The organism is Nocardiopsis sp. LDBS1602 (assembly GCF_035818715.1).
Lineage (GTDB): Bacteria > Actinomycetota > Actinomycetes > Streptosporangiales > Streptosporangiaceae > Nocardiopsis > Nocardiopsis alba.
Window position 1 is genome coordinate 1 of the sequence record NZ_JAYLVW010000011.1, and the last position, 18,118, is coordinate 18,118.

General features: G+C 67.4%; 17 protein-coding genes and 3 tRNA genes. 8 read left to right on the plus strand and 12 right to left on the minus strand.

Annotation, left to right across the window (positions count from 1 at the left end; translation table 11 throughout):
- Positions 1 to 38: 38 nt before the first annotated feature.
- The 3 genes from U9J66_RS23195 (at position 39) to U9J66_RS23205 (ending at position 1,249) form a co-directional block, all read left to right on the plus strand.
- The gene (locus tag U9J66_RS23195) at positions 39 to 245 is read left to right on the plus strand and encodes a DUF397 domain-containing protein (RefSeq protein WP_326338731.1); all 207 of its coding nucleotides are present in this window, start codon (positions 39 to 41) and stop codon (positions 243 to 245) included.
- A 182-nt stretch (positions 246 to 427) separates the two neighbouring features.
- Positions 428 to 952 carry a helix-turn-helix domain-containing protein gene (locus U9J66_RS23200; RefSeq protein ID WP_326338732.1) on the plus strand — a complete coding sequence of 175 codons (525 nt, stop codon included), beginning with the start codon at positions 428 to 430 and terminating at the stop codon, positions 950 to 952.
- Positions 953 to 1,081: 129 nt separating this feature from the next.
- Complete coding sequence (locus tag U9J66_RS23205; protein WP_014910824.1) at positions 1,082 to 1,249, plus strand: BldC family transcriptional regulator; 168 nt, start codon at positions 1,082 to 1,084, stop codon at positions 1,247 to 1,249.
- 701 nt (positions 1,250 to 1,950) lie between these two features.
- Here the strand turns inward: U9J66_RS23205 and U9J66_RS23210 are convergent.
- From U9J66_RS23210 to U9J66_RS23230, 5 genes are all read right to left on the minus strand, one after another.
- Positions 1,951 to 2,745: an SDR family NAD(P)-dependent oxidoreductase gene (locus U9J66_RS23210; RefSeq protein WP_326338733.1), complete on the minus strand. Its 795-nt coding sequence runs from the start codon at positions 2,743 to 2,745 to the stop codon at positions 1,951 to 1,953.
- An 11-nt stretch (positions 2,746 to 2,756) separates the two neighbouring features.
- Entirely contained in the window at positions 2,757 to 4,094 is a 1,338-nt protein-coding gene (locus tag U9J66_RS23215; RefSeq protein WP_326338734.1) for an MFS transporter, read from the minus strand.
- A gap of 69 nt (positions 4,095 to 4,163) precedes the next feature.
- The gene (locus U9J66_RS23220; protein ID WP_326338735.1) at positions 4,164 to 5,582 is read right to left on the minus strand and encodes an FAD-dependent oxidoreductase; all 1,419 of its coding nucleotides are present in this window, start codon (positions 5,580 to 5,582) and stop codon (positions 4,164 to 4,166) included.
- Positions 5,575 to 6,408 (minus strand): SDR family NAD(P)-dependent oxidoreductase, encoded by an 834-nt coding sequence (locus U9J66_RS23225; protein WP_326338736.1) that lies wholly within the window; start codon positions 6,406 to 6,408, stop codon positions 5,575 to 5,577. The genes U9J66_RS23220 and U9J66_RS23225 overlap by 8 nt, the downstream gene beginning before the upstream one ends.
- A gap of 53 nt (positions 6,409 to 6,461) precedes the next feature.
- A complete protein-coding gene (locus U9J66_RS23230) occupies positions 6,462 to 6,887 on the minus strand; it encodes a nuclear transport factor 2 family protein (RefSeq protein ID WP_326338737.1) in 426 nt (141 codons plus the stop codon).
- Positions 6,888 to 6,998: 111 nt separating this feature from the next.
- On the opposite strand from U9J66_RS23230, the gene U9J66_RS23235 reads away from it, so the two are divergent.
- The 3 genes from U9J66_RS23235 to U9J66_RS23245 all read left to right on the plus strand — a co-directional run bounded on the left by U9J66_RS23235 (position 6,999) and on the right by U9J66_RS23245 (position 10,157).
- Positions 6,999 to 7,703 (plus strand): IclR family transcriptional regulator, encoded by a 705-nt coding sequence (locus tag U9J66_RS23235; protein WP_326338738.1) that lies wholly within the window; start codon positions 6,999 to 7,001, stop codon positions 7,701 to 7,703.
- Between the two features lie 153 nt (positions 7,704 to 7,856).
- Entirely contained in the window at positions 7,857 to 8,306 is a 450-nt protein-coding gene (locus tag U9J66_RS23240) for a DUF2637 domain-containing protein (protein ID WP_326338825.1), read from the plus strand.
- A 534-nt stretch (positions 8,307 to 8,840) separates the two neighbouring features.
- The gene (locus U9J66_RS23245; RefSeq protein ID WP_326338739.1) at positions 8,841 to 10,157 is read left to right on the plus strand and encodes a hypothetical protein; all 1,317 of its coding nucleotides are present in this window, start codon (positions 8,841 to 8,843) and stop codon (positions 10,155 to 10,157) included.
- A gap of 269 nt (positions 10,158 to 10,426) precedes the next feature.
- On the opposite strand, the gene U9J66_RS23250 is transcribed toward U9J66_RS23245, so the two are convergent.
- The 5 genes from U9J66_RS23250 to U9J66_RS23270 form a co-directional block, all read right to left on the minus strand.
- Positions 10,427 to 11,326, minus strand: coding sequence for a hypothetical protein (locus U9J66_RS23250; RefSeq protein ID WP_326338741.1), 900 nt, complete (start codon positions 11,324 to 11,326; stop codon positions 10,427 to 10,429).
- A gap of 1,013 nt (positions 11,327 to 12,339) precedes the next feature.
- Positions 12,340 to 13,050, minus strand: a complete 711-nt coding sequence (locus tag U9J66_RS23255; protein ID WP_326338742.1) for a TRADD-N-associated membrane domain-containing protein — start codon at positions 13,048 to 13,050, stop codon at positions 12,340 to 12,342.
- Between the two features lie 286 nt (positions 13,051 to 13,336).
- Positions 13,337 to 13,410, minus strand: a tRNA-Val gene (locus U9J66_RS23260).
- 13 nt (positions 13,411 to 13,423) lie between these two features.
- A tRNA-Cys gene (locus tag U9J66_RS23265) sits at positions 13,424 to 13,494 on the minus strand.
- Positions 13,495 to 13,535: 41 nt separating this feature from the next.
- Positions 13,536 to 13,608, minus strand: a tRNA-Gly gene (locus U9J66_RS23270).
- A gap of 195 nt (positions 13,609 to 13,803) precedes the next feature.
- Here U9J66_RS23270 and U9J66_RS23275 point away from each other — a divergent pair.
- A complete protein-coding gene (locus tag U9J66_RS23275; protein ID WP_326338743.1) occupies positions 13,804 to 15,000 on the plus strand; it encodes a molybdopterin molybdotransferase MoeA in 1,197 nt (398 codons plus the stop codon).
- 68 nt (positions 15,001 to 15,068) lie between these two features.
- On the opposite strand, the gene U9J66_RS23280 is transcribed toward U9J66_RS23275, so the two are convergent.
- Positions 15,069 to 16,769 (minus strand): MFS transporter, encoded by a 1,701-nt coding sequence (locus U9J66_RS23280; RefSeq protein ID WP_326338826.1) that lies wholly within the window; start codon positions 16,767 to 16,769, stop codon positions 15,069 to 15,071.
- Positions 16,770 to 16,954: 185 nt separating this feature from the next.
- Between U9J66_RS23280 and U9J66_RS23285 the strand changes: the two genes are divergently transcribed.
- Positions 16,955 to 17,506 (plus strand): TetR/AcrR family transcriptional regulator, encoded by a 552-nt coding sequence (locus tag U9J66_RS23285; protein ID WP_026125359.1) that lies wholly within the window; start codon positions 16,955 to 16,957, stop codon positions 17,504 to 17,506.
- On the opposite strand, the gene U9J66_RS23290 is transcribed toward U9J66_RS23285, so the two are convergent.
- On the minus strand, positions 17,503 to 18,024 hold the full coding sequence (locus tag U9J66_RS23290; protein WP_326338745.1) for a GNAT family N-acetyltransferase: 522 nt from the start codon (positions 18,022 to 18,024) through the stop codon (positions 17,503 to 17,505). The genes U9J66_RS23285 and U9J66_RS23290 overlap by 4 nt on opposite strands.
- Positions 18,025 to 18,118: the final 94 nt, after the last annotated feature.

Consider the following 18,118-nt stretch of genomic DNA (forward strand, 5'->3'; position numbering starts at 1 on the left):
GGTTTCAACCGCAAGAACAAGCAGGTAGAGGATATTTCATGAAGATCGTGGAGACCCAGGGTCGTAGGTCCTTGACCGCTGGTGTTTGGCACAAGGCCGAGGCCTCGCAGGGCGCCTCCAACTGCGCCGCCGCCAAGCTCATCGCGGGCGGGAACGTGTTGATGGGCGACACCCAGAACCCCGACCAGGTGCGCCTGAACCTGCCGGGCAGTGCCTGGGACGCGCTGGTGCGCACCCTCGCCTGACCGACCTCACTAAGACGACGGGGCACTTGCGGCCTGGCAGCAGCAACGCGTGGCCCGTCCGGTGCCCCAGGAGGCGCGCTCTAAGGAGCGCCCTCCTGGGGCCCACCCCCCGAGTCACAGCTCGCCCGGAAGCACAGAGAAGCTCTCGCACCTCTCGTCCACCGGGCCCCGAACAGCCCACATTGGCGAAGATCAAGGAGGCTCAGGTGGATCAGGACGCGGACTCCCTGTGCGTCGAGTCCAAGAAAGCGTTGGGCGTTCACCTGAAGCGGTTGCGTCAGGCGGCCGGGTTGAGCGGCTATCGGTTGTCGGGGGTGGATCAGTCGACGGTCTCGCGGATCGAGACCGGACGCATTCGCCCCTCTCACGAGCTTCTGACCAGGCTTCTCGATGCTTACGAGGCCGACCAGGAGGGGCGGGAGCAGGCCTATCTGCTGTGGGATCAGGCCCAACTGCCGCTTCAGACCCGGCGTCGGCAGGTCGAGGGCGCCCGCGCCGCGTGGGACCAGGCCGCCCGCCCTGCCTACGGCCTCACCCTGTTGGCCGGGGCGAGCGCGGCTGAGGACGCCGCCCGCTATCTCACCCGCGCCCAGTGGGCGGGTAACAGCCAAGCCCGCAGGAACGCCCTGCTGGACGACGCCGAAGGACGCCTGGTCCAAGTGCTGGCCGCACTGCACTCCGCCCGGACACGGACACCGGCGCGCTGAACCTCCTCTTGTTACGACTTCCGCGCCCCTGCCGTGGGCCTGGCGCACACGACCCAACCCCCTGAACTTCCTTGACCCCCGATAACGACCCCCTGAGAGAAGAACATGACGCAGCCGGATGTCGACCCCATGGACCTGCTCACCCCCCAAGAGGTCGCGCAAGCGTTCCGGGTGGATCCCAAGACCGTCCGCCTGTGGGCTCAGGAAGGCAGACTGCGCTGGGTCCGCACCCTGGGCGGACATCGCCGGTACTTCAAGTCCGATGTCCAACGCCTGCTCACCGAGCCCGGACGATGATCCGTCTGCGGACCGCGCCAGCGGTGTGAAAGCCGGTGTGGCGGTGCGGTCGACCTCGGACAACGCGGACCAGCTCTCCGTGAGGTCCGTCAGGTCCCGTACCGCCACGCCCACCAGACCCCGCCGCCTTCGGGTGGCGAAGGCCCTGCCCGGACCTGGATCCGGGTGGGGTCGTGGGGGAGTGGGCCGGGGGTGTCACCACCACCTCCGGCCCCTCCACGAACCTTCGCGCAACGATGCGAGGAAGAGCGCTCCGCATTCGACGGGTCGGAGCAGCCATAGATCGTGAGGGCCGGCTGGATGTCGGAGCCCAGGGACTGGAGACCCGGCGGCTCCGATCGGGACCCTCCGCGGGGGCCGCACCCGAAGCGCACTTCGGGTGCCGCCCCCGACCAACGTGTGCCTCCACCATCGGGACGCCTCGAACGGGGTCTTCGCCCTCGATGATGAGCCCGGTCGCCTCGAACGGAGGGCGTTTCGGGGATCGTCCGATCACCACCGCCTCCACCACAGAAGACCGGTCGTCCTCCTATGGAGCAGAGATCGATACCGACCACAGGCCACGACTCACCGCGTCACCCTGGACGAACCCGGTAGAGCCGTACTGCCGAACCAGCCCCACGCCACGAGAAGGGGGAGGCCACCCCCGCCGGCGTGGGGGCGAGGCTGCCACAGAGCCGCACCGGGCCTCGGCCGTTCCCTCACGCCTCCTGTTCGCCGAGCCCCGAGAGCAGACGGTGGTAGAGCCCGGACGAGGTCATCCCGCCGTCCACGACCAGCTCCGTTCCGGTGACGTAACGCGAGGCGTCGGACAACAGGAACAGCACCGCGTCGGTGATCTCCTCGGGTGTTCCGACCCGCCCGGCGGGCACCGAACGCAGGCTCTCGTGTACGAACTCCGGAGCGCCGGACCACAGCAGGGGCGTGTCCACGAGGCCGGGATGCAGGGAGTTGACCCGAACGCCCCAGGGCGCGAACTCCAGCGCACCGGTCTTGCTGATGCCGCGGACCCCCCATTTGCTCGCCGCGTACCCGGCGGCGAAGTAGCCGGTCATCCCGGCGATGGAGGACACGTTCACCACAGAGGCGGAGCCCGCGGCCTTGAGCAGGGGCGCGAGGTACTTCATGCCGTAGAAGATTCCGGACAGGTTGATGTCTAGCACCCGCTGCCAGTCCTCGTCGGCGGTGTCGACGATGCCGTGACGGTGGCTCACCCCCGCGTTGTTCACCAGGCCGTGGACGACGCCCGGGCCCTCGGTGAGCGCGTCGCGCAGGTCCGCCCACGCCGAGGGGTCGGTCACGTCGAGGCGGAAGAACTCGGCACGGCCGCCGCGGTCCGTGAGCGTGCGCGCGAGTTCGCGGCCGGGATCCTTGGCCACGTCGGCGATCCATACGTGGGCGCCCCACGCGGCCAGTTCCGTGGCCTCGGCGCGGCCCATGCCGGTGGCGGCGCCCGTGACGACGACCGTGAGGCCCTTGAGTCCGTGGTGGTCCATGAACCGCTCCCTTAGTCGATGCGCAGTTCGCTGCCGCGCGTCTCGGTCACGAAGAAGACGGCCCCCAGGGTGATCAGGGCGGTGAGAACGAAGTAGCCCGCGGGGGCGAGGTCGTTCCCGGTGACGCTGATCAGCCAGGTGGCGATGAAGGGGGCGGTACCGCCCAGAAGCGTGTTGGTCACGTTGTTGCCCAGGGCGATGCCGCTGTAGCGGGTCGAAGCGCTGAGCATCTCCGCGTAGGTGACGAACGAGGCGCCGTTGACCACCGACACGAGGACGAAGAGCACGGACTGACCCACGAAGGCCGCCCAGGCGGGCCCCGCCGCCATCATCATGAACATCGGCACGCCGAGGAGCGCGGCTCCGGCGCTCCCGATGAACAGGACCTTCTTACGGCCGACGGTGTCCGCCAGATAACCGGACAGCGGCAGGGTCAACGCCCCGAGCACCATGGCCACCGAGGTCGAGGCGAAGGCCACCTGTGAGGAGTGCCCCGCCGTGGTCTGAAGGTAGGTGGCCGCGTACACCGAGGCGATGTAGTACCCGCCCGTGATCACGGCGCCGAGGCAGACGATCTTCACGACCGATCGCCAGTTGGTGACCAGGAGGTCGCGTACGGGGACCTTCTTGGTCTCACCCTGGGCGCTGAGCTCCTTGAACTGCGGGGTGTCGTCGAGGTGGCTGCGGATGTACAGGCCGATGACACCGATCGGCAGGCTCAGCAGGAACGGGATCCGCCATGCCCAGTCGAGGATCTGCTGATCGGTGAAGACGCTGGTGGCGGTCAGCGCGACCAGGGCCGCGAAGAGCGAACCGAGGTAGGTGCCGGAGTTGACCAGCGAGGTCTGGGTGGCGCGCCAACGCGCCGGGGCGGACTCCGCGACGAAGGCGTTGGCCCCGCCCAGTTCGCCGCCGGCCGCGAACCCCTGGAGACAGCGGCAGAAGACGAGCATGCTCGTCGCCCACATGCCCAGGGTGTAGTAGTTCGGCAGTACCCCGATCAGCGCCGTGGCCAGCACCATGAGCAGGATGGTCCACGACAGCGCCTGCTTGCGCCCGTACTTGTCACCGATGTGGCCGAAGAAGATCCCGCCGGGCACCCGCATGAAGAAGGCGACGGCGAAGGCGGCGAAGGTGCCCAGCATCGCCGCGGTCGGATCGTCCGATACGAAGAACAGGGCCGCGACGAACGTCGCCATGTAACCGTAGATGCCGAAGTCGTAGTACTCCACGATCGTTCCGAGCACCGCGGCGCGGATGACCTTCAGACGTGAGCGGAAGTCGCCGTGATCCGAGGTCCGCTCTGAGGTCCGCTCCGGGGTCCGGGGCGGCTGGGGGTCCAGTGACATGCTGCCTCCTAGTGGGCAGGTCGGGCCGGGATCGGACACCGCGGCCCTGATGAATCGGGGGATTCCGGGTCAGAGCCCGGAGGCCGCCTCGAGGCCCGCGATGCGCCCCATGGTGACGGCGTTGGAGACGGCGTTGCCGCCGCCGACGTAGCGGGGACCGAGCACCCCGGCACCGGCCTCACCAGCGGCGAAGAGGCCGTCGATGGGCCGGCCGGAACGGTCGCGGACGGCGGCGCGGCCGTCCACGGCCAGCCCGGCGTGGGTGCAGACCAGTTCGGTCGGCAGGTACCGGGCGGCGTAGTACGGCCCGGGACCGATGGGGTCGGGCGGTGAGGTCAGCCCCTTGGCCTCCAGGGTGCGGTGCCGCAGGAAGAGCGGATCCCGGCCGTACGGCAGCTGTTCGTTCCAGTCCCGCACCGTGGTGACCAGGGCCCGTTCCGGGACGCCCATCATGCCGGCGAGTTCCTCCAGGGTGTCGGCGCGGAGCGTGCGACCCGCCTCGGCCTCCTCGGTGATCCGGTCGGGGGTCCAGTCGGAGTAGCCGGCGGGCAGGGACCTCCTCGCCCGCTCGTCGAAGACGCACCAGACCCGGCCGCCCCGCGCGTCGATGATGCCGGTCGAGACCGCGTAGGAGGCGTCCTCGTCCATGAAGCGCAGCCCCCGTTCGTCCACGTGGATCCGCGACAGCGGCGGGAACCCCGACTGCCAGTGGTGCCGGCGCTGGAAGTAGGCGGTGGGCAGGATCAGACCCCATCCCGACCCGGTCACCGACGCCCCCACCCGGTCGGCGAAGCGCAGGTGGTCACCCCGGCTGCCCTCGGCGGCGACGACGAAGCCGTCCGCGCCGGACCTCAGCGCGTCCGGATAGTGCTCCTCCAACAGGGCGGGATCGTGGGAGAAGCCGCCCGTGGTCACCACGACCGCCGCCGCGCGCACCTCGACGCCGTCCGCGACCGCGCCGACCACACGTCCGTCCTCGAACAACAGGTCCTCGACCCGCGTGTTCAGGACGACCTCCACGCGTCGCTCCCGGCAGGCGGCGGCCAGGACGCTCACCAGCCCGTACCCCTGGTCCTTGGGCACGTGGCCACGCCAGACGTCCTCCACCCCGGCCCGGGTCAGACCGGGAGTGTGGGCGTTGGTGGAGAGCACGGCGGGGAACTCGACGCCGAGCCCGATGAGCCATTCGAGCGCCGGACCGCTCCGCCGACAGAACGTCTCGATCAGCCCGGGCTCCAGCATCCACTGGTTGAGGTCCATGTAGTGCTGGTAGAAGCGTTCGGGGGAGTCCTCGACGCCGAGCGCCGCCTGCACACTGGTGCCCGCAGCGGTGAACAGGCCGGCCGACAGTTGCGTCGATCCGCCGAGTTCGGTCTCGGACTCGAACAGCAGGACCCTGGCCCCCCGTTCGGCGGCGCTCGCCGCAGCAGCCAACCCGGCACCGCCGCCACCGATCACGATCACGTCGTGCTCGTGGGCCTCAGACATGGCGCGACCCCCCGTCCACGGCGATGCTGTGGCCGGTCACGTATCTGCTGCTGTCGGAGAGCAGGAAGAGCAGCACCCCCACGACCTCCTCGGGCGAGCCCACCCGGTGCAGCGGCACCCGGTCCATGGCGGCCGCGAGGGCTTCGGGGTCGTCCTGGAGCCAGCGGGTCATCTCGGTGTCGATGAAGCCGGGAGCGATGGAGTTGACCCGGATACCCCGGTCCCCGAGCTCGACCGCCAACGACTCCGACAGGTGCGCCACCGCGGCCTTGGACGCGCAGTAGGCCGCGCGCCCCTTGCGCACCCGGACCGCGGAGATCGAGGACATGTTCACGATGGCCGCGCCCGGACGCATGTGGCGGGCGGCGGCCTGGGCCCCGTGCAGAACGCCCTGCACGTTGACGTCGAGCACGGCGCTCATCTGGTCGGTGTCGATCTCCCCGACCGGGGCGTACGGGAAGATCCCGGCGTTGTTCACCCAGGAGTCGAGGGAACCGAACTCGGAGAGGGCGACGCGGGCCAGCTCGTCGTGCTGCTCGGCGACGGTCACGTCGACGCGGCGGGACAGGACCCTGCCGGGGGTCGACACGAGCGCCTCCGCCGCCGCGTTCCGGTTGATCTCCTCAGCGGTCGCCTTCATGGCCGCGTCGTCGATGTCCGCCGCCACGACGTTGACACCCCGCAGGGCGAGGGCGCGGGTGAAGGCGCGGCCCATACCCCGCGCGGCTCCGGTGACCACCGCGGTGGTGCCGAGCAGTTCGGGATACAGCGCGGTCACCGGCCGGTCGTCGACGCGTGCGGGGCCGGTGCCCTCGTGCTGGGTCATCGGGGGTTCCTTTCAGGATGAGGGGAGTGGGGTCTCGTGGTGAGGGGCGAGTCTCAGGCGGGGGAGTCGTCGCGGCGCACCTCGCGCCTGGCGACCGACCACCGGCCCTCCGAGACCACCAGGTGGTCGGTCAGGGTGGTCATGCGCAGGATGCGGGTCGATCCGCCGATCGTGGTCGCCAGGACCTGGAGGTAGGCCTCGACGACGGCGCCGTCGAAGGGCGCCTCCTCGTCGGAGCGCACCCAGACGTTGGTGACCACGTGCCGGTGGACCTCGCCCTGTTCGGCGGCCCGGCGGTGGAACCCGGCCGCGAAGTCGGCCAGGGCCGCGGACCCGACCACGGGTTCGGGATAGGTCGGTGAGTGGAACTCGCCGTCCGGGGTGAAGGTGTCGGCCCACTCCCGCGCGCGACCGGAGTCGATGAGGTGGGACTGCCGCGCGTAGAACTGGTGGATCTGGGAGGCCGTCGGGGTGTCCATGAATCTCCAGTGTGCTATAATCGCACGCACCGTGCGATTAAAAGTTAACGTACGTGTCACACGTCACTCCCGTCAAGGGGGTGACGTGTGTCCGCCATCGAAAGGAAACGCGTGCCACCTGCACAGGGAGACCGGCCCGACACCAAGACCTCGAAGACGCTCCACAACGGCATCGAGGTGCTGGAGCTGCTCGCGCGCAACCCACACGGGCTGACGGTCTCCGAGGTCGCCGAAGGGGTCGGGGTGCACCGGACGGTCGCCCACCGGCTGATCCGCACCCTGGAAGAGCACCGCCTGTGCACCCGCGACCCCTCCAAACGCGTCACCCTCGGGCCCGGCCTGGTGTCCCTGGCCGAAGCCGTCGAGGTCGACCTGCGCACCGTCGCCGGACCCGTCCTCATGGAACTGGCGGAGACCCAGGGCGCCACCGCGCACCTCGTCGTCCCCGAAGGGGAGGCGGAGGCCAGGGCGCTCATGGTGGTCGAACCGCGCGGCGCGCACGCGCACATCGCCTTCCGGGCAGGCCGCGTCGACCCGATGGACCAGGGCTCGGCGGGACTTGCCCTCCTCTCTGCGATGCCGCCGCGCGAACGGGAACGAGAAGAGGTGACCCAGGCCCGGAGCCGCGGCTACGCCATCACCCACGGCGAGGTCACCCACGCGGTGAGCGGCGTCTCCGCCCCCGTAGTAGGGCGACAGGGCAAGCCCGTGGCCGCGGTGGGGGTCTCGGTCCTGGAACTGAAGGACCCCGAGGCGATCGGCGTGGCGGTGGCGGAGGCCGCGCGGCGCCTGGCTGCTTTGATCCCCCAGGCCTGAGGGCGGGTCTTTGGGAGGTGGGGGTGGTGACGGTGGTGGCCCGGGGTCGCGAGCTCGCCGGCGAGGAACGAAGGGGTGGGAACGACGAAGGCCGGAATCCGTGTGGATTCCGGCCTTCGTGAAGGTCTCGATCACACGAAAGAAGTGATCGTGATGGAGTTCTCCCGTTGGTCACGAGTGATGACCATCGCCGCTGTGCTGATGCTCGCCGGTATCGCCGGGGTGGTGTTCTACTCCCACATGTACGAACTCGCCTTGCACCACGGCGAACCCGAGTGGTGCGCGGCCCTGTTCCCGCTCTTGGTGGACGGCATGATCGTGGGCGCCTCCATGACGACCCTGCTCAGCGATGCCCGATACGGACGCAGAGGCGGCCTGCTGCCCTGGGCGCTACTCATCCTCGGCTCGGTCGCCTCGCCGGCGGCCAACGTCGCGGTCGCCGACCCCACGATGTGGTCGCGGATCATTCACGCCTGGCCGTCGTTCGCATTGATCGGTGCGTACGTGCTCATGCGCGAGTTCCGCACCACGGCCAAGAGCGTACGCACTGCGTCCGCAGACGATGAGCGGGACCTACAGGGGGTGGTTCTCTCCGAGAGCTGATCTGCATCTTGTGGATGCGTCGGGGCAGAAGAAGGTTCCCCACCCCCACTCACCGTTCCAGGCCCGAGCCTGGATGTGGGCTGAGGAATGGGAACAGGAGCACGGAGAGCTAGCCGATGGGAAGGCGATCGGTGAACACTTCGACCGGAAAGAGGGCTGGGGCCGCCTCGTGAAGGAACGCGGCCTCTACGAGCGCAGGCCCTCCCAAGCAGGGGACAGGCGGAAGATCGCTAGGAACTCGCAGGCGACCAGCGCCCAAGGGCCCAGAATCGGCGCCCGCTTATGGACCTTCGGGGTGCCTCGAACGGTCTCCTGTTGCACATACTCGTCCACTCGATCCATGACAGCGACTGCTGCCCCAAAGAGAATTCTCGATCGCTGCGTCAAGTCCGTGAAGTGCAGGACAACCTCTCACTGCACCTGCACGTCTGCTGAGCACTAGGAGAGGAGTCTCTAGCAAACCTGTCGGCCGCCTATTTTGACGCACCCGACAGCGATCATCGACACACCTGTTCCCCCCTCCTCGAGGTAGCCATGACAGATGAACTCGCTCCTGTCCTGTGGGTCGCGGCTGGTCTGGAGATCGACCCCAACCTGGACGACTTCGGCCTCGCCCCCGACCAGCTCCGCACCTTTCTCTATGTATCCCCGGGCAAACGCCGCTCCTATAGCAAAGGCGATCTGCTGTGCACCCGGTGCCTGAAGATTCCCGTTCGCCGAGACAAAGCCTCGATGTACGTGCGCAGCAAACGCCTCAGGGACGGGTTCTGGGAAGTCGCTCACCACTCCTCAGAGGAAGGCTCTTGCGACTCCGTCGAGAGCGACGAACGAAAAGCCTGGCGAGACCGCATCGCTACCAATGCCTCCGACGCAGGCCTATCCGCTGACTACGGGGTCGGTGCCAAGGGTCGCGCGGACGTGGTCGTCCTCGGCCCTGAAGGCCGTCAGATCAACTGGCAGATCCAGATCGCCCAGCCAGGCAGAGGTGCCATCACCAAGCGCACCAACACCGTCTACCGGAATGGGCATACACCATCTTGGCTCACCACCGACTACAGCGCGAAGTCCCAGACCCGTGAGCTCATCAACAAGGTTCCCTGGTCCATGGCCAACAAGATGCTTCCCGAACAGCTGCTCCATGGCCGTGCTGCGTGGGTCTCCGACGGCATCAGCGCTTACAGGTGGGAGTGGTGTCGTAACATCCCTGGCCGCTGCCCTGTCCCTGGGCCCCTCACTCTGGACTGCGGTAAAGAGCACGGTATCTGGGAGCGCTCGCCCACCCGCTTGGAGGAGTTCATCGAGAACTCCGCCGGAGGTCTCCTTGTGCCGATCGCGATTCCCTCGGCGAATATGCGCACCGTCAGCCGTCTCTGGGTTACACCCGACCACTACGAGGAGTACGCCCACGCCCAAGGGCGTCCGTTCACCGAAGCCGACCTGCCTCCGCACCTACGGGCCCTCACCACCCCCACACACAGGATTAACAAGGGCTACGAATCTCACGACTCCATCCTTCATCAGCCCCAGAAACGCCGTTCACGCTCCACCGGGGGCGCCCGAACCCCACGCGCGCCCGGCCACGACACCCCGACCATCCCCATCCCCACCCGAGAACGGCCACCAACCACCACCGAGCCACCCAACGACACGGCGCTACCTCCAGAGATCGCCGCGTGGATCGCCGACTCCATGCCGGGCCAAGAACACGAGCCCTGCCATCACTACCTCAGAGAACAGGACAGGCTCTGCGGAGCAACCCCCACTCGCGCCTACATCAGCGGACGGCGCTGCTGGAAACACACCCCCACACCTTTCACCGGTAACAACTCCGGTCGCCCCGGGAAACCCTAGGGATCTCCTCACCAGCCCGGAAGAACTCGCTCACCTACTCCGCACCGCTGTCAACGCCCTCAACCTGTCCACCCCGAATACCCTCGGACCCGATGATGCCGCCCTTGACCTACGAACTGGCATGCTCGGGGGAGTTCCCGGTAAACGTGGTGCGGATCGGAAACCAGTATCGGATATCGACTGCTGATCTCATGAAGCTGATTCGAGTAGAATGAGCAATATTTGTAATTTGTTGTCTGGTATCAATCATTTCAGAGCCTGGATTGTCGTCACTGTCTGAGGGTGGCGCTTCTCGCGCTGATGTCTGCGGATATTATCACCAGTGCCATGATGAAGCCGATCGTGGCTCCATATTCAGGCCGATTGAATAGTGCAGAGATCAACAAGCTACCGGTGAAGGCGATGAAGGCCATCGAGAATGCGGGTCCGATGTGGGGGCGCATTTTCTTCCAATCTTCTTCGCGTTCTTTTTGTCGTTGGCTGTCATCCTTTCGGTTTCGGGCTTCGTATCCTCCGGCTGTGAGCATTCCGAGGCGGAAAACAATTGCTGCGGGGATTGCTCCCTGGCTGATTGCTCCGGCGAGAGCTCCAAAGTTTTCAGAGCCCGTCCCGGTGAGGGATGCTGCAAGCTGCCCGGTTCCACCTGCGATGCTCGGGGCTACGATCAGCCCGAACAGGCATGCGTTGGCTGCAATATGGGTTCCGAAGGCGTGGTGTAGATCTTTTCGGGCGGTTGAGGTCCATCTCTCGTGTGCAACTCCTGATGCAAACATTAAAACGATTCCGCATGCCGCGGCGTACCATCCTCCATGGGTTGTATTAACTATTAGCGAGGCAAGGCCACTGAAAATTCCAAAGAAGGTTGTCGTGATGAGGGGGTTTGCGTACTGCTCAATTTTTATCCGTGTCGAAAGTTCGGTTCTGCTCCTCGGTTCTTGGTTTGGGGTTGCCCTGTTTTCGGCTTGAGGGGCGGCACTTTCGTGTTTCTGTTGTGTTTCTTCTGTTTTCTTGTTTGTCTGTATTGAAGTGTGAAGTGAGATCAGGGCGGCCAGTGGGACTGCGGTTATTGACGCGAGCCATGCTGCTCTTTCGATTCCAAGAATCGGGGCCATCAATATTGGGAATATTGCGAGAGACAGTATGGAGAATACTACTGCTTTTCGGTTCACGGGTCAGATATTCTCCGTTTTGTGGTTGCTGTAAAAATGTCGAGGCGCGATATTTTCGCATGGAGGAAGCTGTATTGTCTTCTAGGTGGCCGAGACTGGTCATGTCTGCACGGGGGCGCGAGGTGGTGACCTCTCCTGGGTGTGTGATGGCAGGGGTGCTATAGCTCAAAGGTCTGTAAGCGAAGACCTTCCGTCCCCTGCATCTCGGTGACGTGTGCTGGGGTGTAAAAGCCGGCGTGGCGGTGCGGTCGACCTCGGATAACGCGGACCACCCCTTCACGGAGTTCGTTGGGGCCCGCATCGCCACGCTCACCAAGCCCCGCCACGTCCGGGTGGCGAAGGCTCTTGCCCGGATCTGGATCCGGATGAGGGTGTGGGGGAGCGAGCCGGGGTGTCACCACCACCTTCGGCCCCTCCACGAACCTTCGTACACCGACGTGAGGAAGAGCGCTCCGTACTCAGTGAGCCGGAGCAGCGTAGAACATGAGGGTCGGATGGATGTCGGAGCCACGGGACTGGAGATCCGACGGTTCCGATCGGGGCCCTCTGTGGGGGCTGCATCCTTCTGTGGCCCCTACTTGGCCCCGCCCAGCGAGGAGGACCGAGAAGGCTAGAAACTGTTGCTAAGCCCCGTTCCATCAGGTGAGGTCCCACGTGGGTAGGGACCAAGTGATCCCGCTGCTGTTCTTCCCCCGTACGCCCGAACCGAGAACCCTCGTTACTCGTCGTTCGGGCCGTCTCAGCTCTGTAAGAAGCTCGTGACCATGAGCCTCTTCCTCGGGCAGAGGGGGCGCTCTACTCGGTTTGCTCGTACAGATCCTCAACATGGGCGTCAACACAGTGGACGAAACCGACGATGCGCGTCACGAAGGCCAGGCTTGGCGGGAGGATCGTTGAGTAGGGTGGCCAGCTTTTCCTGGGATAGGTCGGCAACGTAGCTCAGTTAGTCGAGTCGTACCCCGAGGTGGTTCATGCTGACATGGTAGGGACTGGACCCCGCATACTCCCGGGCGTCAAGGCTTGGAGGCGCCCGGTTCGATCTCCTCCGGCTCGATTACCTCAGCCTCAGCAAAGATCCGGCCTGCCGTCGTCTCGGGGTCTGGGGTTACTCCCAGTGCCTCCATGGCCGCCGTCGCGTGTAGACGATCGCGCAACTCGGGGTTCTTGATCCGATCGGTCAGTCTTGTGGCCCGTTGCAGCCCGTGGTCTTTGTCTATCTGCTGTTCAATGCGGTCGACGCGTGCATCCAGAGCACTACTGGTTTGCCGCACGTGCCACCTCAGCCACACCCCGATCGCTGCGAACGGAGCTCCCAATAGGCTCACCATCAGCGCGGATACATCCTCGCTTACTAATGCCACAACGGGACCTGCCAAGATGACGCCAAAGCCGACCACAATGAAGATGATGCTGATCCAGAAGTTCACCTCGACGTGCCTATGCTTCTGTTGTAGAACGCCGAGGTAGACCTCTTCCTTCTGCGAGTCCAAACTCTTGGGCGTGTCCGTCTCGGCGGTTTCATCGTGGAGCCTGGAAGGATACTCTTTCTCGGTGGTCTCAACGTGGCGGCCAAAGTGAAGGTGAGCAATGGCGCCATGGGTAACGACTATCGAGGTGCTGTCCTTCCCTTTGGACTTAATCGAGATATTGTCCGAACTGCTTGATTCGTCGGTTTTACTGCTACCTTCGGGCTCGTCGTCCGGTCGGTCTGTGGTGTCCGCCATGGGGGTCCCTGCTGCCGCTGGAGCTGTACCGGAGAACTCAGGGTAGCCCCGGTTATAGACGCAGCGGCTCCGATCGGGGTCCTCCGTGGGGACCGCGCACTTCGGGCACGGCCCCTGACCAACGTGTGCCTCACCATTGGGACGTCCTCGAGTAGAGCCCTTGCTCTCGATGATGAGTCGGACGCCTCGCGGGAAGGGGCCGCCCGTGGGGTCGGTGGGGCGTGTGTCATAGGGGGTGGAAACGACTAAGGCCGGAATCCTTGTGGATTCCGGCCTTAGTCCGGGGTGGGCGATACAGGACTCGAACCTGTGACCCCTACCGTGTCGAGGTAGTGCTCTAGCCAACTGAGCTAATCGCCCCGGATACTGCTCGAGGTGGAGACGGGATTCGAACCCGTGTAGACGGCTTTGCAGGCCGCTGCCTCGCCTCTCGGCCACTCCACCGAGTACACGCCGGGTGATCGCTCACCCGTATGTCTCCTCCGAGCGGACGACGGGATTCGAACCCGCGACCCTCACCTTGGCAAGGTGATGCTCTACCAGCTGAGCCACGTCCGCTTGCTGCCGGGCCGCCCCCGTTTCCGTGGGCCGCGCCTTGCTGCTGGTAAAGACTTTAGCGGAGATTCGACAGACGGCAAATCGGAGTTCGAGGGGCGGGTGCGGCGGTCGACGACGGTGCCCCGCGCGCCCGGTAGCGTCCGCCTCGGGTGGGTCGGATCGGTCGGGGACGCGCCCTGGCGGCGAAGAAAGGGCATGGTCGTGGCGGAGTGCGGTGGCCATCGGGGTTCCACCCCCTGGGATCGGGCGCGTGAGCTGGCCCGAGGGCTGGGGGAGCGGTGGGGGTGTCCGATCGGGGTGCTTCCGTCGGCCTCGGCGCTGGGCGGACGGCTGGCGGACGATCTGAGGGCACTGGTGGGATCGCCCTCCTTCGACGCCTCGGCGATGGACGGCTACGCGGTCCGCGGCATGGGCCCCTGGCGTCCGGTGGGGGTGCGGTTGGCGGGCGTTCCGGTCTCGGAGGTCTGCCTGGCCGAGGGCGAGGCGGTGGAGATCGCCACGGGGGCGCTGGTGCCCAAGGGCACCGAGGCCGTCCTGCCCTACGAGGGGGCCACGGTCGTGAAGGACCGGATCCACGGTGAGGTGGAGCGGGGCCGTCACGTGCGCTGGAGCGGTGAGGAGATCGCCCCGGGGGAGTCGGTACTGCCGGCGGGGACGGAGGTGACCCCGGCGGTCCTGGGACTGGCGGCGGCGCTCGGACACGACCTGTTGCGGGTACGCATGCCCCGGGTCGAGGTGCTGGTCACCGGGGACGAGATCGCCGTCGAGGGGCTGCCCGGGGCGGGGGTGGTCCGGGACGCGATCGGCCCGATGCTGGACGGGGTGGTGGCCTGGGCCGGTGGGTGCGCCGTGCGGACACGTCACCTGGGCGACGTACGTGAAGAGTTGAGCGCGGCCCTGGCCGACGCCGAGGCCGACGTGGTGGTGGTGTGCGGATCCTCATCGAAGGGGCCGGCCGATCATCTGCGCACGGTCCTGCGGGAGGCGGGCGCCGAGGTGGTGGTCGACGGGGTGGACTGCCGCCCCGGACATCCGCAGTTGCTGGCGCACTCGGACGACACGGTGTTCGTGGGGCTGCCGGGCAACCCGAACGCGGCGCTGGTGGCCTCGTTGACTCTTCTGGTGCCGTTGCTGGCCGGGATGCTCGGCCGTACGGAACCGACCGCCGGCGCGGGACGGATGCCGTTGGCCGGCGAGGTGCGGGGGCGACCGGGCCGGACCTCGTTGGTCGCGGTGCGTCTGGGGCCGGAGGGGGCCGTGCCGGTGGGCCACGACCGTCCCGCGAGCCTGTGGGGCGCCGCCCTGGCGGAGGCCTACGCGGTCGTTCCGCCGGAGGGGCCGGGCGAGGACGTGGAGCTGCTGCGACTGCCCCGGCCGCCCTACGACCGTTGAGGTCCGCACACGGGTCGGCCCCCGGAGAAGCCTTTCTCCGGGGGCCGTGCGGTACGTGGGCGGCCCGACTACCTGACGGTGTCGTCCGCGCCGTCGTTCGTGGCGTCGGCGGCGGCCAGGACGGCCTCCGGACGCTCCTCCTCGACGGTGGCCTCCGCCTCGGGCTCCTCGCGTCGCTCCTCGTCGGTGGCCTGCCCCTCCACCGCCGGGTTGCCCTGCCCGCGCAGCAGGAACCAGGCCTGGACCGCGGCGGCCAGCACGATCACCACGGCGATGGTCGAGGTCATGTGCATGCCGTTGGTGAACGCCAGCTGGGCGTTGTCCAGCAGGGTGGCACCGGCCGCGCCGCCCACCTGATCGGCGGCGTTGGTGGCACCGCCCAGGGTCTCCCGGGCGGCGTCGGTGGCGGCGGTCGGCACCCCGTCGATCTCGGTCAGGTGCGCCCGGTAGAACGCGGTCAACGCGCTGCCCAGGATGGCCACGCCCAGAGCGCCGCCCATCTCGTAGGCGGTCTCGGAGATCGCCGAGGCCGCGCCCGCCCGCTTGGGCGGGGCCGCCGACATGATGGCGCCGTTGGTCAGCGTCTCGGCGAAACCGGTGCCCAGGGCGATCAGGGCGAAGGCGATCACGACCAGGGTCACACCCCGGGTGACGTCGTCGGCCGGGGTGAAGATCAAGGTGGCGAACCCGCCCGCGGTGACCAGCAGGGACACCCCGATCACGGTGGCCAGGCTCAGGTACCGGGCCACGCGGGCGGCGACCAGACCGGCCACGACGGACAGCACCAGACCGGGGACCAGCACCATGCCGGCGCGCATCGGCGAGACGTGCAGCACCAGTTGCAGGTACTGGGTGAGGAAGAACAGCGACCCCACCATCGAGAACACGATCATCAGGTTGGTGACCACGGCCACGCTGAACACGCGGTTGCGGAACAGGTGGACGTCGATGAGCGGGTCGTCGAGCTTCTTCTGTCGGCGGACGAACAGGTAGCCCAGAGCCAGACCGAACACGAGCGAGACGAACGGCAGCACGTCCACACCGCCGGTGGCCAGCTTCTTGATGCCGTACACGGCGGGCAGCATGGCGCCCAGGGACAGCAGCACGCTCACCAGGTCGATCCGACCGGAGTCGGGGTTGCGCGACTCGCGCACCAGCAGGGGCACCAGGATCAGGATCAACACCATCACGGGCAGGTTGATCAGGAAGACCGAACCCCAGAAGAAGTGCTCGAGCAGCCAACCGCCCAGGATGGGGCCGAGCGCCGCGCCTCCGGAGAAACCGGAGGCCCAGATCGCGATGGCCAGCAGGCGCTGGCGGGGGTCCAGGAAGATGTTCCGCAGCAGCGACAGGGTCGAGGGCATGAGCGAGGCGCCCGCGACGCCCAGCAGGGCGCGGGCCAGGATCAGCACCTCGGCGTTGGGCGAGAAGGCCGCGATCAGCGACGCCACGCCGAAGGCGGCGGAACCGATCATGAGGAGTCGTCGTCGGCCGATCCGGTCGCCGAGCGAGCCCATGGTGATCAGCAGCCCGGCCAGGATGAAGCCGTAGATGTCGATGATCCACAGAAGCTGACCGGCGGTGGGGCTCAGGGCCTCGCTGAGCGCGGGCACGGCGAAGCCGAGCACGGTCATGTCGACCGAGATCAACAGCACGGGCAGGACCAGGACGGCGAGTGCGGCCCACTCGCGCGGCCCCGCGAGCGCGGGCGGCCTCCCGTCGCTCGCGTGTGCGCGGGTGGAGCCGTTTCCGGCCTCGGCGGTACTCATCATTCCCTCGTCATCGATCGCGGGGTGGATCGCGGCTCGGTCGAGCTCGCGGAGGTGGCCCGGCGGAGTGCGGAGATCGTCCGGGCGGACGGGAAGCCTGGTCGACCGGGTGGGCTCGAGACACACTTCGGGACTCTTCGACCGTCCAGACGGTACAGTACCGTCCGGACGGTACAGTGTCAATCGTGAGTACTTCGAACACACGCGACCGCATCCTCGACGCTCTACAGGACACCCTGATCCGGGGCGGTTATTCCGCGGTGACCCTGGAGGCCGTGGCGAGGGAGGCGGAGGTGTCCAAGGGCGGGCTGCTCTACCACTTCCCGTCCAAGGCGGCCATGGTGAACGGGCTGATCGAGCGACTGCGAGAACTCGCGGAGGAGGAGTTCAGACAGGCGCGCGAGAGCGAGGAGGGCCTGGTCCGGGTCTTCCTGCGCACCTCGCTGCCGCAGAGTCCGGAGGAGAAGGAGCTGTACTGGGCGCTCATCGCCGCCCTGCGCAGCCATGAGGAGCTGGAGGAGGAGGCGGTCCGGCACGTGCAGTACCTGTTCGAGCACTGGCGCGAACTGCTGCACGAGGAGCTCACCGACCCCGTCCTCGCCGAGATCATCCTGCGCGCGGGCGACGGCCTGTACATGGCGGCGATCGCCGGACTGGCCCCGCCGGACCCGGAGCTCACCGGGCAGATGATCGACCGGCTCGTCGAGGAGTCCGACAAGGTGCGTCGCGCGCGCTAGCCCCCGTGTGCGGGGCGGGGGAGGACCCTCTCCTCGAAGACCTGCGCCTCGGTGTCACGTACCCGCACGCGCTGGGAGGGGGTGAACCCCTGTCCCTCGTAGTAGCGGACCAGTTCCCCGTCCCCGCCGGCCCAACAGTCGACCCTGACCAGAGAGATCCCCCGTTCCCGGGCCAGGCCGCGGGCGTGGTCCAGCAGCCGGCCGCCCACGTTCCGTCCGCCGTGCCCCCGCGAGACCAGGAGCAGGTGGACGTAGAGCTCCCGTTCGTCCACCGGAGGGGCGTAGGAGATGGGCGTCTCGGCGACGGCCAGGGCCCCCGCGACGGCTCCGTCGATCTCGGCGAGCCACAGTTCCTCGCCGGCGATCCGTTCCACCAACGCCACCCGCTCCGGGATCCCGGACCAGGGTTCGGTGCCCCACTGCGAGGCCGAACCGCGCGCCGTCAGCCAGGCGACCGCCTCGTCGAACAAGGCCAGCAGGGTGGGGGCGTCCTCGGGGCCGCCGCGGCGCAGGCGCATCGGTTCTCCTTCGTCAGGGGATGGAACGGGACTCGGACGGGCATAATGTCAGTCCCCGTCGGCCGGCCGAGAGCCGGTGGCCCGGGGGTGGCCG

Excerpts from the sequence above, each read along its gene's own strand:
- U9J66_RS23195 (WP_326338731.1), top strand. The coding sequence starts at position 39 with ATGAAGATCGTGGAGACCCAGGGTCGTAGGTCCTTGACCGCTGGTGTT.
- U9J66_RS23205 (WP_014910824.1), top strand. The coding sequence starts at position 1,082 with ATGGACCTGCTCACCCCCCAAGAGGTCGCGCAAGCGTTCCGGGTGGAT.
- U9J66_RS23210 (WP_326338733.1), bottom strand. The coding sequence starts at position 2,745 with ATGGACCACCACGGACTCAAGGGCCTCACGGTCGTCGTCACGGGCGCC.
- U9J66_RS23215 (WP_326338734.1), bottom strand. The coding sequence starts at position 4,094 with ATGTCACTGGACCCCCAGCCGCCCCGGACCCCGGAGCGGACCTCAGAG.
- U9J66_RS23220 (WP_326338735.1), bottom strand. The coding sequence starts at position 5,582 with ATGTCTGAGGCCCACGAGCACGACGTGATCGTGATCGGTGGCGGCGGT.
- U9J66_RS23225 (WP_326338736.1), bottom strand. The coding sequence starts at position 6,408 with ATGACCCAGCACGAGGGCACCGGCCCCGCACGCGTCGACGACCGGCCG.
- U9J66_RS23230 (WP_326338737.1), bottom strand. The coding sequence starts at position 6,887 with ATGGACACCCCGACGGCCTCCCAGATCCACCAGTTCTACGCGCGGCAG.
- U9J66_RS23240 (WP_326338825.1), top strand. The coding sequence starts at position 7,857 with ATGGAGTTCTCCCGTTGGTCACGAGTGATGACCATCGCCGCTGTGCTG.
- U9J66_RS23245 (WP_326338739.1), top strand. The coding sequence starts at position 8,841 with ATGACAGATGAACTCGCTCCTGTCCTGTGGGTCGCGGCTGGTCTGGAG.
- U9J66_RS23255 (WP_326338742.1), bottom strand. The coding sequence starts at position 13,050 with ATGGCGGACACCACAGACCGACCGGACGACGAGCCCGAAGGTAGCAGT.
- U9J66_RS23275 (WP_326338743.1), top strand. The coding sequence starts at position 13,804 with ATGGTCGTGGCGGAGTGCGGTGGCCATCGGGGTTCCACCCCCTGGGAT.
- U9J66_RS23280 (WP_326338826.1), bottom strand. The coding sequence starts at position 16,769 with ATGAGTACCGCCGAGGCCGGAAACGGCTCCACCCGCGCACACGCGAGC.
- U9J66_RS23290 (WP_326338745.1), bottom strand. The coding sequence starts at position 18,024 with ATGCGCCTGCGCCGCGGCGGCCCCGAGGACGCCCCCACCCTGCTGGCC.